The organism is Pseudoduganella sp. RAF19, from assembly GCF_052114165.1.
Taxonomy (GTDB): Bacteria; Pseudomonadota; Gammaproteobacteria; order Burkholderiales; family Burkholderiaceae_D; genus Rugamonas.
In genome coordinates this window covers 255,555-266,920 of the sequence record NZ_JBFREF010000006.1, presented here as the reverse complement: position 1 = coordinate 266,920, position 11,366 = coordinate 255,555, and the positions used below count along the sequence as shown (strand labels likewise).

The window sequence follows — 11,366 nt, the reverse complement described above, 5'->3', positions numbered from 1 at the left end:
GCGACATGATGTAGGGCGGATCATCGATCCGCCGTCATCACGGCCAGCAGGCCGGCGATGTCGGCGCCATCCTCCTTGCGCAGCACACAGGGCTCCAGCGCGCTGATGATGAATCCATGCTCCGCAGCGGCCGCGCGCAGGTATCCGGCTGAATGCGCGTAGCGTCCCGATGCGCGCAAGGCAAACTGCCCGGCGTTCCACTCTTCCACCGAAAACGCCAGCTGTCCGCCGGCCCGCAGCGACGCGCGCGCCGCCGACAGCACCGGCGACAAATCGCCTGCATAGACGAATACATCGGCCGCCACAATCAGGTCCGCGCTGCCTGGCCGCGCGCGCAGGAACTCCGTCATCTCCGCGCGATACAGCGCATCATAAATCCCCAGCTCACGCGCGCGCTCCAGCATGCGCGGCGACAGGTCGACGCCAACCAGCGTGCGCGCCAATGGACGCAGCAGCGCGCCGCACAGTCCAGTGCCGCAGCCCAGATCCACCACATCGCGCACCGGCCGTCCCCCCGCCTGCTGCAAAGCGCTGCGCCGCAGCGCATCCGCCAGCAGTGCCGGCGTACGGTATTGCAGCACTTCCACCAGATGCTGGTCGAAACGGCCCGCGTACTGATCGAACAGGCCCTGTACATACGCCGCTGGCGATGCAGAAGGCGCCTGCTGTGCACCCAAGGCTGCCAGCATATAGCCAACCACCTCCGGATCGGCGCCCAGCGCCAACGCCTTTTCGTATGCCGCCACGGCTTCCGCTTCGCGCTGCAAGGCACGCAATGCGTTGGCCAGTCCAAGCTGGGCGCGTGCATAGGCGGGGCGCAGATCCAGCGCATGCTGGAAGCTGGCCAGCGACTCGTCCAGCTCCTGTGCCCGCAACAGCAGGCTACCGCGGGCGCACCACGCTTCCGGATAATCGGGACGCAGCTTGAGCGCCCGCTCGAAACCCTCCAGTGCCTGTTCCGCCTCGCCCAGCGCCAGCAGCGAATTCGCCGCGCCATGCAGGGCCTCAGGATAAGCGCGCTTGACGGAGAGCGCCGCGCCAAAGCTATCCAGCGCCTCGTCGTGGCGGCCCAGCTCCTGCAACGCCGCGCCGCAATTGCACAAGGCCTCGGCATAATCCGGCTGCACCGCCAGTGCGCCGGTATAGCTATCCAGTGCCTCCTCCACGCGCCCCAGATTGCGCAGCGCATTGCCGCGGTTGGACAGCGCCATCGCATAGCGCGGCTGCAAGTCCAGCGCGCGATCGAAGCTGTCCAGCGCATCTGCATAGCGCTGCAAATCCTGCAAGGCCACGCCAAGATTGCAATGCGCGATGGCCTTGCCCGCATCGATCGCGATCGCCTGGCCGATCAGATCCAGCGCCCGCTGTGCATCGCCCTGCTGGCGTGCCAGCACGCCGCTCAGATGCAATGCGTCGAAATTCCGGGGATCGGCGGCCAGCACCTGCTCGTACAAAACCTGGGCGCGCGCCAGTTCGCCCTGCTGGTGCAAAGTGACCGCTTGCTGCAACAAATTGAGAGAATCATCCATAAAACGTATTACAGCACAGCAGTCAAACGCCTGTCATATTCTCTCGGCAGAATGCGGGCTTCCTGGTGCCACGCACCACTACCGGCGCCGGCGGTCGGGAAATATACCGGCACCAAATTCTTTACATCGGCAATCGCTTCTGAAACACTTATCAGTGTGAGCATCTCCCGAAGCGAAGTCCAATGAAGTCCCTGATCGCAGCCTTGCTGTGCGTATTTGTCATGCCCGTGCAGGCCTGCACCCTGCGCCTGTCGCCGGAAGAATGGCCGCCCTACATCTATCGCAGCAGCGGGCATCTCGCTGGCCTCGACTACGAACTGATTTCCGCCATTCTGCGCCAGGCTGGCTGCAAACTGAAAGAGGAGGAGGAAGTCCCGCCGGCGCGCCGCCAGGTCCTGTTCCAGCAAGGCCGGATCGACCTGCTGTTGGCTGCATCCGACACTCCCGAGCGCCGCGGCTTCGCCCGATTCACGCTCCCCTACCGCAGCGAGACAGTCGGTCTGTTCGTCCTGCCACAAAAACTGGCGCGATTTCGCGAAGCGGCCAGCTTCCCGGCCTTGACGCGCCTCGGCGCATCGCTGCTCACGCCACGTATCGGTTTTTACGGCGACGATTATGAGAGCGCCTTACCGGCTCTTGATGCAAACGGCAAACGCAGCACCTTCACCACATTCGAGCAGGGCATCAAAATGCTGCAGGCCGGGCGCGGGGACCTGATCATGGGCGACACCGTGGCGCTGCGCCACACGGCCCGCCTGCTTGGCGTCCAGATCGAAGCGCTGCCCTTCGCGCCCTATCACGCACCCGTGCACATGATGCTGAATGCGGTCAGCACCACGAGAGAGCAGCTGGCGCGCATCAATCAGGCGATCACCCAGCTTGAGCGGAACGGCACGCTGGGCACCATCCGCGCACGCTACGGCGTCAATTAGCCAGGAATCGCTCAACGGCTGCTTGCAGTTTCTCGTGCGCCGCCTCCAGATGCATCACATGCGTGCCGCGCGGGATGATGACGTATTCCTTGCTTTGCGCACGCGTCAGTTTCGCCATCAAGCCTTTGAAATCGGCATCGTTCGGCCATTTGTCCCATTCGCCGCGCACCAATAGCACCGGCGCCGTGATGCGGCTTGGATCGTAGTACCCCTGCCCGTGGCGCAAATCATCCACATCCGCCGACGGGCCGGACGGGAAGCGCACTTTGCCCACGCCACCGTGCACGCCCGCGCGGTCCGACGCCAGCCATTCCGCACCCCAGCGCTTGAAAACATCAGGATGCAGCAACGGTGCTTCATTGGCTGGCCGCAGACCATCCATGCTGGCGATGCGCTGCTCCGGCGTCAGTTCTTCAAACGGTTCGGCGGCTTCACGCGGCGTGGATTCCTTGCGTTCCGTGACGGCCGCAAACAGCACCAGCTTGCCTATCTTTGCCGGCTGCTTCTCCGCATACAGCGCGCCAACCGAGCCGCCCCACGAGTGAGCGATCAGCGCGAGCTGCGGCTTGCCGGTTTTTGCCAGCACGAGATCGACCGCGCGATCCACATCGATCACCACATCGCGCGCGCGTCCCTGCGCTTGCGCAGCGCCGGGATAGCGGTCGGACAGACCGTAGCCGGGAAAGTCCAGCGCGTAGACATCGAAACCGCGCGCGGCCAGCTTGTCCATCCACGACTGGCCATCCATGCGGAAGTCGAAAGCCAGCGCTGAGGGAAAGGATGCGCCATGGATGAACAGTACCGGCAAAGCGTGCCCGCTTGCGCTGGCCGGCGGCGGGGTGTGGCGCAGGCGGATTTGCAGGCCGGCCAGGTGGCTGTCCGTCGACAGCACTTCGGCCCGTGAAACGGCGCTGGCAGCGGCCAGCACGACAGCGGAAATCAGTTTGCTCATGTACGCTCCAGAATCAATCGGAAAGCGCGCATGCTAGCCCGCCGCAGCGGGCAACAATTCGGCGGCCAACGAAATGTCGTTGCGCTAGAAGGCGATGACCTCGTCGCCGGGCATTGGTTCGCAATCGGCGCCCAGCGGCTGCCAGCCGTGGTGCACCACCATGTGCTGCGAGTTGTAGCACATCTCCACGCGCTGGGCCTGCGGCGCTTCGTGGCGCGCAAAAGCCTCAATGGACGTAGGCATGCTGACGCGAAGCTTCAGCGCATAGATATCGTCACGCGGATGGTCGCTCAAGTGCACGAGCGGAATGAACTGGCCTGCAAACATCAAGGCATGGCCGGGAATCTGCACGGCTTCCGGTTCGTAGTCCTGCTCGCGCAGCCACTGCTGCGCATCATCGCGGCCACGGCGGCGGCCCCAGGCGCCTGCGAGCATTTCCATCACCCATTGATTGCAATTCTGGTAGCGCGTGCTCCAGGCGTAGGCGTTGGCGCTGTAGTCGCTGGCGAGCAGCGTGAGAGCAAGGGGCTTATCCAGGGCTGCCGATTCCAACGCGGCGTCCTGCGGCGCTGGCAGCGTCACCAGCGAGACATAACCCAGCTTCGCTGCATCGGCGCCGAGCACAAAGCCCGGCATGCCCTGATCGAACAGGCGCGGGCGCGACTCGTCACAGGCGTAGTAAAGCTGGCGCACCGACCACGGCGCATTGGGACTATCCCGCAACGCGATGCCCGCATGGGAATAGCGGATGCCGAAGCGGCTCAGGTCCGTGCCCGCCCTCGACACCAGCGCGGCTTGCGCGCCGGTGCGCTCCAGTTCCTGCTTCACGACAGCGGAAAAGCGCAGCATGCGGTCCTGATCGCCCGCCGTGATCTCGACAGCGCGGTCGCAGAAGACCAGGCCACCAGCCATCGCCGCCGTGCCCCAGCAGGCGGCAAATGCGGCGACGGCGCAACGCAGAAACATCAGATCGCGTTGGAACGCAGCTCGCGATACCAGTCGTCCTTCAGCGCCAGGAAGAAGGAGCGCTGGTTTTCTGCGTAGGCGAACTCATAGCCGTAAGTGCGCTCGCGCACATCGACCAGATTGCCCGCAACCAGTGGCTGCGCAGCCAGCGCCTTGTTCGGCACATCGAGGAAGAATTCCTCATCACGGCCAGCGTCGGCCGCATGCAGGGTCACGCGCAAGGTGTCGGCCTTGCCTGGCGCTGCTGCGATGTCGATCACACGGTATTGGCCAGCAGCGACCTTCTTGTCCTTTTTGGAGCTGTTGCTGGAAGAGCCGAGCGAATCGGAAATGCTGCCGGAAGAAGCGGAACCCGCGCTGGATGCGGAAGAAGCCAGGCTTTCCGAATGCGCCGGCAAAGCCACGACTGCTGCAAACAGAGACGCGCATGCCACGCGATGCAGATTTTTCAAGACAGAGGAAACCATAGTCAAAATTTCAAGTACGTAAAAACAAAGCTGGCGTGATTGTCGCACAAGCTTTCGTGGCAAAGAATTTCTTTAGGCGCGGCAGCCTATGCATTAAAAGCGCTGCACGCCGCGGCGCGGAATCTGCGAGGACATCACGATCGATGTCCGCGTTTCGCCATACTTGTTAAGGCCCGCCAGAATCTGCTCCAGGTCCGACATATTCTTTGCCACCACGGTGAACAGGCAGGAATCCGCGCCCGTCACGTGCAGGCATTCCAGCACTTGCGGCATGGCGCGCAGGATGTCGATGAACTTGTGCTTGTAGGGATGCTGGGTGGTGATCGCCACCACGGCCTTGATGATGTAACCGAGGGCTTCGGGATCGATGTCCGCGTAATAGCCGCGGATGATGCCGGACTCCTCCATTTTCTTGATACGCTCCGCCGTGGCAGGGACGGACAGGCCCGCGATTTCGGCCAGCGTTTTCAGCGAAGCGCGTGCGTCGTCCTGCAGCGCGGTCAGGATGCGCCAGGATTTATCGTCCACTGTATTCATGGCCTGCCTCCTTAAATTCTAAGGTGAATAAGCCATTTTGCCTGAATTAACGCATTCTTCGCCAGATCTGCTGTCGATATACTTTTCGCGATGGACAGCATATTTCTCAAATCGGTGTTGATCGGCCTTTCAATCGCCGTCCCGGTCGGCCCCATCGGCCTGCTCTGCATTCAGCGCACCCTGGACCACGGCTCGCGCATTGGCCTGGCGACCGGCCTCGGCGCCGCGGTGGCGGATGCGTTGTACGGTGCGATCGGTGCGTTCGGCGTGACCGCGTTGATAACATTGTTGACCGGCGCCCGGCCGCAACTGGCCGTTGGCGGCGCGATCTTCCTGTTGTGGCTCGCCTGGCGCACCTGGCGCGGCGCCGATCCGCAACAAGCGGCCGCAGTCAAAGGCGGCGTGAAGCCGTGGCATGCTTTCGGCGGTACCTTCCTGCTCACGCTGTCCAACCCATCGACCATTCTGTCCTTCATCGCCGTGTTCTCGTCGCTGGCGCACGGCTTGTCGACCGCATCGCCGGGCTGGATGATCGCCGGCGTCTTCCTCGGCTCGACGATCTGGTGGCTCGTGCTGGTCGCGCTGGTGGGACGCCTTCGTGTGAAACTGACGATGTCCCACCTGCGCATCCTGCGCCGCGGCTCGGCCTTGCTGCTAGCAGCTTTCGCCGCCTATCAGCTCGCGGCCTGAGCGCGCATCGTCAACATCTCAGGCGACCTGATAAATCCGCACGTCCGGCGCCGCGTCCAGCAATGGTTTGAGTTGGCCCACTACGTCTGCGGTGAACAGCGCACTTTCCAGATAAGCGTGGGCGGCTTGAATGCTGTCGAAGCCATGCAGCACTTGCACATCTTCGGCGCGGATCAGCAATTCCTTCGACTTCGCACCGGCGATCGTATTCAGGAACGGCGCCTTGAACTTCTCATACACCGCGGCAGCGGCGGCACGATTGGCGTCGGCGATTTTCAGTGCGATTTGCAGATAGACCATTTCTACTCTCCTTTTCAATTGCGGCCGGCCATCACGCCGCCGTCTACGTCCCAGATTGCGCCGGTTACCCAGCTCGCTTTTTCCGACAGCAGGAACACCACCGCTTCCGCCACATCCTGCGGCGTACCTACGCGCCCTATCGGATGGAAGCTGTTGAAGCCCTGGAGCGCGCTGTGCACTTCCGCCTTTGGAATAAAGCCTTCGTAGATCGGCGTCTGCACCACGGCAGGCGACACGGCGTTCACGCGGATATGCTTCGGCGCCAGTTCCATCGCCAGGTGCTGCGTCAGCGAATGCAAGCCCGCTTTGGCCATCGAGTAAGCTGACGACGGCGTGGCCGCGATAGCCTGTCTGGCCCACATCGACCCGATGTTGACGATGGCGCCGGCGTGATTGCGCGCCACCAGATTGGCCGCCACTTTTTGCGTGATGAAGAAGAAAGCCTTATTCAGCTTCATGTATTGCTCGTAGTCCGCTTCCTGATGCTCCAGGAATGGCTTGGGGAAGAACACGCCGGCGGCATTGACCAGCAGGTCGATGTCCGCATGCTCGTCCAGAGCACGCAGCAGCGTAGACAGACCGTCTTCGCTGGACAGGTTCGCCGACAGCGCGGCGACCGGACCGAGTGCCGCCAGCTCTTTGCGCGCTTCTTCCGTTTTCTCCGGACGGCTCCCCACGATTACGGCACTGCCGCCTTGCGCCAGCACCAGCTTTGCCGTTTCAAGCCCCATTCCGCTCGTGCCGCCGACAACCAACAGCTTTTTGCCTTTAAACTGCATCATTAACCTCACAAGAAAAACTATTCATGAGGCCGCATTATTGGCCACTTTTTACGGCCAAACAAACGAGATAAAGTGTCAGTAATTGATAGAAATTCTTTAGTGTATGAAGCTACCCATCCACTTGAACGCCTTGCGCGCCTTTGAAGCCAGTGCCCGCCATCAGAGCTTTTCGGCCGCTGCGGCAGAACTGAACGTGACGCCCGCCGCGGTGGGCCAGCTCGTACGCGCCCTGGAAGACTGGCTGGGCGCTCCGCTATTCCTTCGCAACGCCAGCGGCAGGACGCGGCTGGTGCCAACCGAATCCGCCGAGCGCGCACTACCGAACATCCGTGCCGGGTTTGACCGGCTGACGCTGGGATTGGAGGAGTTGAAAGAAGGCTCGCTCAACGGTGTGCTGACGGTGACGGTCAGCCCCGCATTCGCAGCGAAGTGGCTGCTGCCGCGCATCGAACGCTTCCAGGCCGCGTGCCCGGATACGGATGTGCGCCTGGATACCAGCCTCAAACCTGTGGACTTTGTCGCCCAGCGCGTTGACATCGGTGTGCGCTACGGCACCGGCAACTGGCCCGGACTGGCAGCGGAAAAGATGATGGACGAGGAAGTCTTCCCCGTATGCTCGCCCGCACTGCCACGGCTCAAGAATCCAGCCGACCTGGCGGCGCACACGCTGATCCATGATCAATCCATGGACAGCAGCGCAGGCTTTCCAACCTGGGAGGCCTGGCTCCGCAAGGCCGGTGTGAGCGGCATATCTGCCAGGCGCGGCCTGAAGATCAACAACTCCGCCGCCGTGCTGCAGGCAGCAATTGAAGGCCACGGCATCGCACTCGCACGCAGCGTGATGGCGCATGACGACATCGCGGCGAGGCGCCTGGTGCGGCTGTTCCCAAAGATCAGTTTCTCGTCAGCGCTCGCCTACTACGTCGTCTATCGCGCCGACTGCGCAGGATTGCCGCGGATTGTGGCCTTCCGCGACTGGCTGCTCAAGGAAGCTACTGCACGCTAGCCAAAGGTGAATACGAAGACTTCGACCCGCGGATCAAGGAAGGTGATTTCGAACTGACGGTCGGCGATCGGGTTTATTTGCCGCACCAGTTGATACATCCTCTGTTCGGTCACCATACCTTCGCCCTTTTCATCAACATCGACGCCGTGAGCCGATCCAGGTGGCTGGCCATCGATGAGCACACGGAATCGCACGCTGGTCCCGCGCATGGCAGGCCCCATCACGAGATGCAGATCCCGCGCGTGGAAGCGATACGCGATGCTCCCGCTGGATTCGTTCAGAACGACAGACGGCTTGCCAATCGTCCAGGCGCCTGACAGTGCCCAGTGATTGAGGTCGAGCCGTGATGGGAGGGTGTAGCTGCGGCGCTTGTCCGCTGCCGCGCCACCGGGAGACGAAAAATTCGTCGCCTGGCCATATCCGACGTAGCTTTCCGGGGACTTCAGGTTCTCCCAATCGGCCGGAGCTTCCGCGCCACGCGCGTCGGCCGTCACCAGCGAATTATCGATGCCTGCGCTGCCTGCTTCGGCCAGTAATTGCTGAATCACGCGCTCGGATTGCTCGTATTCCCCTTCGCCGAAGTTATGGCTTCTGATGCGCCCCTGGGCATCAACGAAATAGAGCGCCGGCCAGTATTCGTTGTTGAACGCACGCCACACGCCGTAATCGCTGTCTACCGCGATCGGATAATCAACCTGCAAATCCTTGATCGCCTTGCGCACATTGTCCAGATTCTTTTCGAATTCAAACTCCGGGGTATGCACGCCGATTACCACGAGGCCCTTATCCTTGTATTTCGCCGCCCATGCACGGATATGCGGAAGGGTGCGGCGCCAATTGATGCAGGTGTAGGTGCAGAAATCGACCAGAACGACTTTGCCGCGCAAACCGTCCGGCGTGAGCGGCGGTGAATTGATCCATGCGGTCGCACGGTCGAGCGATGGCAGCTTGCCTTCAACTGGCAGGCGGGATGCCGCAGCTTTGGCCTGGCTGGATTGCGCCCTCGCGGCACTGCCAATTGTGAGCTCTGCGGCTGCGATCGTCACGACTGCCGCGCCCAGCAGGCGCCGGCGGCGATAGTTGATTTGTTCCTGCATTGCTGGCTCCAATGGTCGGTGCCGCGTGCGGCGCGGATCAGGCGAATTTGGTGAAGTCGGGTTTGCGTTTTTCGAAGAAGGCGGTGAAGGCTTCCTTCGCTTCCGGCGCCATCAGCATATCACCAAACATTTTGCTTTCGACGTCGATGTGGGCTTGCAGGGCTTCGCGGCCGGATTTCATCAGGCGCTTGGTGGCGCGGATGGAAGTCGCCGGCAGCGCGACCAGCTTGGCGGCTTGCGCCTGTGCATACGCCAGCACTTCGGCAGGTGGCAGCACCTTGGAGATGAGGCCCATGTCGTAGGCTTCCTGCGCGCCCCATGGTTCACCCAGCATCAGCTTTTCGGCAGCGCGGGAGTGACCGGCGTTGCGCGGCAGGAGCATGCTGGAGCCGAATTCAGGGCACAGGCCAAGCTGCGAGAACGGTACCGAGAACTTGGCGCTGTCGGCGGCGTACACCAGGTCGCAGTGCATCAGCATGGTGGTGCCGATGCCGATAGCGGCGCCGTTCACTGCGGCCACCACAGGCTTGTTGCAGTTGAACAGAGCCTGCATGAAGCGGAATACGGGACGCTCGCTGATCGGCGCATCCGGCGTCGTTTTCAGGAAATCATCCAGGTCGTTACCGGCCGTGAAAATCTCGGGGGTGCCATGAATCAGGATGGCGCGCACTTCGGCGTCGCTGTCGACGCCGTTGATGGCGTCGGCCATGGTCTGGTACATGGCGGACGTGATGGCGTTCTTGCGCTCGGGGCGATTGAACGCCACGGTCAGGATGCCGCCGGCCTTGCTGGTCTGGATTTCCATTTGTTGTCTCCACATGAAAAAAAGGCGGGTCAATGACCCGCCCTACGATGCACCGCGGGTTGTGCCTGCGGCGCGAGTTTGCGCGAATTATACGCGCTCGATGATGCCTGCTGCGCCCATGCCGGCGCCTACGCACATGGTGACCATGCCGTATTTCAGGCTGTTGCGGCGGAGCGCGTGCACGACGGTCGCGGCGCGGATGGCACCGGTCGCGCCCAGCGGGTGGCCGAGGGCGATTGCACCGCCCATCGGGTTCACTTTGCTGGTGTCCAGGTTCAGGTCGCGGATCACGGCCAGTGCCTGGGCGGCAAACGCTTCGTTCAGTTCAATCCAGTCCAGCTGGTCCTGGGTGATGCCGGCTGCGGCGCAGGCCGCAGGGATCGCCACTTTAGGACCGATGCCCATGATCTCAGGCGGCACGCCGCGCACGGCGAATGAGGAGAACTTGGCCAGCGGGGTCAGATTGTGTTCTTTCAGGATCTTCTCGGACACCACGATCAGCGCGCCGGCGCCGTCGGACATCTGGGAAGACGTTGCAGCGGTCACGGAACCCTTGGCAGCGAAGACTGGCTTCAGCTTGGCCATGCCTTCAGCGGAAGCGTCGGCGCGCGGGCCTTCGTCCAGGTCCACGGTTTTCTTGCCGATCTTGATTTCGCCAGTGCGAAGGTCCGGCGTGCGGGTCACGATTTCAACCGGGGTGATCTCGTCCTTGAACAGGCCTGCCTGCTGTGCGGCGATGGCCTTGCGGTGCGATTCCAGGCCGAAGGCGTCCTGGTCTTCGCGCGATACTTTCCACTGGTTCGCCACTTTTTCAGCGGTCAGGCCCATGCCGTAGGCCAGGCCCACGTTTTCGTCCTTGAAGGTTTCCATGTTGATGGATGGGTGATGGCCCATCATCGGCACCATGGACATGGATTCCACGCCGCCGGCGATCATCACGTCGGCTTCGCCAACGCGGATGCGGTCAGCAGCCATGGCCAGGGCTGTGATGCCCGATGCGCAGTAACGGTTCACGGTCACGCCGCCCACGGTGTTCGGCAGGCCTGCCAGTACCACGGCGTTACGCGCCACGTTGAAACCTTGCTCAGCCTCCGGGAAGGAGCAGCCGACGATGGCGTCGACAATCAGGGCCGGGTCCAGGTTAGGCACGGCGGCCATGGCGCCACGGATGGCGTGCACCAGCAGGTCGTCCGGACGGGTGCTGCGGAACATGCCTCGCGGCGCCTTGCCGATTGGAGTGCGGGTGGCGGCGACGATGTATGCGTCTTGAAGTTGTTTGCTCATTTTAAGCTTCCGATATTGT

The 11,366-nt window shown here is 62.4% G+C and carries 13 protein-coding genes; 3 read left to right on the top strand and 10 right to left on the bottom strand.

The window, feature by feature from the left end; all coding sequences use genetic code 11:
• Window positions 1-20: 20 nt before the first annotated feature.
• Complete coding sequence (locus AB4Z19_RS18095; protein WP_442024985.1) at window positions 21-1,529, bottom strand: tetratricopeptide repeat protein; 1,509 nt, start codon at window positions 1,527-1,529, stop codon at window positions 21-23.
• Window positions 1,530-1,711: 182 nt separating this feature from the next.
• On the opposite strand from AB4Z19_RS18095, the gene AB4Z19_RS18090 reads away from it, so the two are divergent.
• The gene (locus tag AB4Z19_RS18090; RefSeq protein ID WP_442024987.1) at window positions 1,712-2,461 is read left to right on the top strand and encodes a substrate-binding periplasmic protein; all 750 of its coding nucleotides are present in this window, start codon (window positions 1,712-1,714) and stop codon (window positions 2,459-2,461) included.
• On the opposite strand, the gene AB4Z19_RS18085 is transcribed toward AB4Z19_RS18090, so the two are convergent.
• The 4 genes from AB4Z19_RS18085 to AB4Z19_RS18070 form a co-directional block, all read right to left on the bottom strand.
• Window positions 2,454-3,413 (bottom strand): alpha/beta hydrolase, encoded by a 960-nt coding sequence (locus AB4Z19_RS18085; protein ID WP_442024989.1) that lies wholly within the window; start codon window positions 3,411-3,413, stop codon window positions 2,454-2,456. The two genes, AB4Z19_RS18090 and AB4Z19_RS18085, sit on opposite strands and share 8 nt — an antisense overlap.
• Before the next feature lie 84 nt (window positions 3,414-3,497).
• A complete protein-coding gene (locus AB4Z19_RS18080; protein ID WP_442024991.1) occupies window positions 3,498-4,379 on the bottom strand; it encodes a DUF2145 domain-containing protein in 882 nt (293 codons plus the stop codon).
• Entirely contained in the window at window positions 4,379-4,846 is a 468-nt protein-coding gene (locus AB4Z19_RS18075; RefSeq protein ID WP_442024993.1) for a hypothetical protein, read from the bottom strand. The genes AB4Z19_RS18080 and AB4Z19_RS18075 overlap by 1 nt, the downstream gene beginning before the upstream one ends.
• A 93-nt stretch (window positions 4,847-4,939) precedes the next feature.
• Window positions 4,940-5,383, bottom strand: a complete 444-nt coding sequence (locus AB4Z19_RS18070; RefSeq protein WP_442024995.1) for an Lrp/AsnC family transcriptional regulator — start codon at window positions 5,381-5,383, stop codon at window positions 4,940-4,942.
• A gap of 90 nt (window positions 5,384-5,473) precedes the next feature.
• Between AB4Z19_RS18070 and AB4Z19_RS18065 the strand changes: the two genes are divergently transcribed.
• Window positions 5,474-6,073 (top strand): LysE/ArgO family amino acid transporter, encoded by a 600-nt coding sequence (locus AB4Z19_RS18065; RefSeq protein WP_442035737.1) that lies wholly within the window; start codon window positions 5,474-5,476, stop codon window positions 6,071-6,073.
• Between the two features lie 18 nt (window positions 6,074-6,091).
• Here AB4Z19_RS18065 and AB4Z19_RS18060 read toward each other — a convergent pair whose 3' ends face one another.
• Together AB4Z19_RS18060 and AB4Z19_RS18055 are read right to left on the bottom strand one after the other, a co-directional pair.
• A complete protein-coding gene (locus AB4Z19_RS18060; protein WP_442024998.1) occupies window positions 6,092-6,373 on the bottom strand; it encodes a hypothetical protein in 282 nt (93 codons plus the stop codon).
• Between the two features lie 14 nt (window positions 6,374-6,387).
• The gene (locus AB4Z19_RS18055) at window positions 6,388-7,155 is read right to left on the bottom strand and encodes an SDR family NAD(P)-dependent oxidoreductase (protein WP_442025000.1); all 768 of its coding nucleotides are present in this window, start codon (window positions 7,153-7,155) and stop codon (window positions 6,388-6,390) included.
• Between the two features lie 103 nt (window positions 7,156-7,258).
• Here AB4Z19_RS18055 and gcvA point away from each other — a divergent pair, with 103 nt between their 5' ends.
• Window positions 7,259-8,161, top strand: a complete 903-nt coding sequence (gcvA, locus tag AB4Z19_RS18050) for a transcriptional regulator GcvA (protein ID WP_442035736.1) — start codon at window positions 7,259-7,261, stop codon at window positions 8,159-8,161.
• On the opposite strand, the gene AB4Z19_RS18045 is transcribed toward gcvA, so the two are convergent.
• From AB4Z19_RS18045 to AB4Z19_RS18035, 3 genes are all read right to left on the bottom strand, one after another.
• Window positions 8,158-9,258, bottom strand: coding sequence for a redoxin domain-containing protein (locus AB4Z19_RS18045; protein ID WP_442027363.1), 1,101 nt, complete (start codon window positions 9,256-9,258; stop codon window positions 8,158-8,160). The genes gcvA and AB4Z19_RS18045 overlap by 4 nt on opposite strands.
• Window positions 9,259-9,295: 37 nt before the next feature.
• A complete protein-coding gene (locus AB4Z19_RS18040; RefSeq protein WP_442035735.1) occupies window positions 9,296-10,063 on the bottom strand; it encodes an enoyl-CoA hydratase in 768 nt (255 codons plus the stop codon).
• 87 nt (window positions 10,064-10,150) lie between these two features.
• Window positions 10,151-11,347, bottom strand: coding sequence for an acetyl-CoA C-acyltransferase (locus tag AB4Z19_RS18035; RefSeq protein WP_442035734.1), 1,197 nt, complete (start codon window positions 11,345-11,347; stop codon window positions 10,151-10,153).
• Window positions 11,348-11,366 lie beyond the last annotated feature (19 nt).

What these genes read in the sequence shown, in the direction of transcription:
- AB4Z19_RS18095 (WP_442024985.1), bottom strand. Translation starts at nt 1,529, where the DNA reads ATGGATGATTCTCTCAATTTGTTGCAGCAAGCGGTCACTTTGCACCAG.
- AB4Z19_RS18090 (WP_442024987.1), top strand. Translation starts at nt 1,712, where the DNA reads ATGAAGTCCCTGATCGCAGCCTTGCTGTGCGTATTTGTCATGCCCGTG.
- AB4Z19_RS18085 (WP_442024989.1), bottom strand. Translation starts at nt 3,413, where the DNA reads ATGAGCAAACTGATTTCCGCTGTCGTGCTGGCCGCTGCCAGCGCCGTT.
- AB4Z19_RS18080 (WP_442024991.1), bottom strand. Translation starts at nt 4,379, where the DNA reads ATGTTTCTGCGTTGCGCCGTCGCCGCATTTGCCGCCTGCTGGGGCACG.
- AB4Z19_RS18075 (WP_442024993.1), bottom strand. Translation starts at nt 4,846, where the DNA reads ATGGTTTCCTCTGTCTTGAAAAATCTGCATCGCGTGGCATGCGCGTCT.
- AB4Z19_RS18070 (WP_442024995.1), bottom strand. Translation starts at nt 5,383, where the DNA reads ATGAATACAGTGGACGATAAATCCTGGCGCATCCTGACCGCGCTGCAG.
- AB4Z19_RS18065 (WP_442035737.1), top strand. Translation starts at nt 5,474, where the DNA reads ATGGACAGCATATTTCTCAAATCGGTGTTGATCGGCCTTTCAATCGCC.
- AB4Z19_RS18060 (WP_442024998.1), bottom strand. Translation starts at nt 6,373, where the DNA reads ATGGTCTATCTGCAAATCGCACTGAAAATCGCCGACGCCAATCGTGCC.
- AB4Z19_RS18055 (WP_442025000.1), bottom strand. Translation starts at nt 7,155, where the DNA reads ATGATGCAGTTTAAAGGCAAAAAGCTGTTGGTTGTCGGCGGCACGAGC.
- gcvA (WP_442035736.1), top strand. Translation starts at nt 7,259, where the DNA reads ATGAAGCTACCCATCCACTTGAACGCCTTGCGCGCCTTTGAAGCCAGT.
- AB4Z19_RS18045 (WP_442027363.1), bottom strand. Translation starts at nt 9,258, where the DNA reads ATGCAGGAACAAATCAACTATCGCCGCCGGCGCCTGCTGGGCGCGGCA.
- AB4Z19_RS18040 (WP_442035735.1), bottom strand. Translation starts at nt 10,063, where the DNA reads ATGGAAATCCAGACCAGCAAGGCCGGCGGCATCCTGACCGTGGCGTTC.
- AB4Z19_RS18035 (WP_442035734.1), bottom strand. Translation starts at nt 11,347, where the DNA reads ATGAGCAAACAACTTCAAGACGCATACATCGTCGCCGCCACCCGCACT.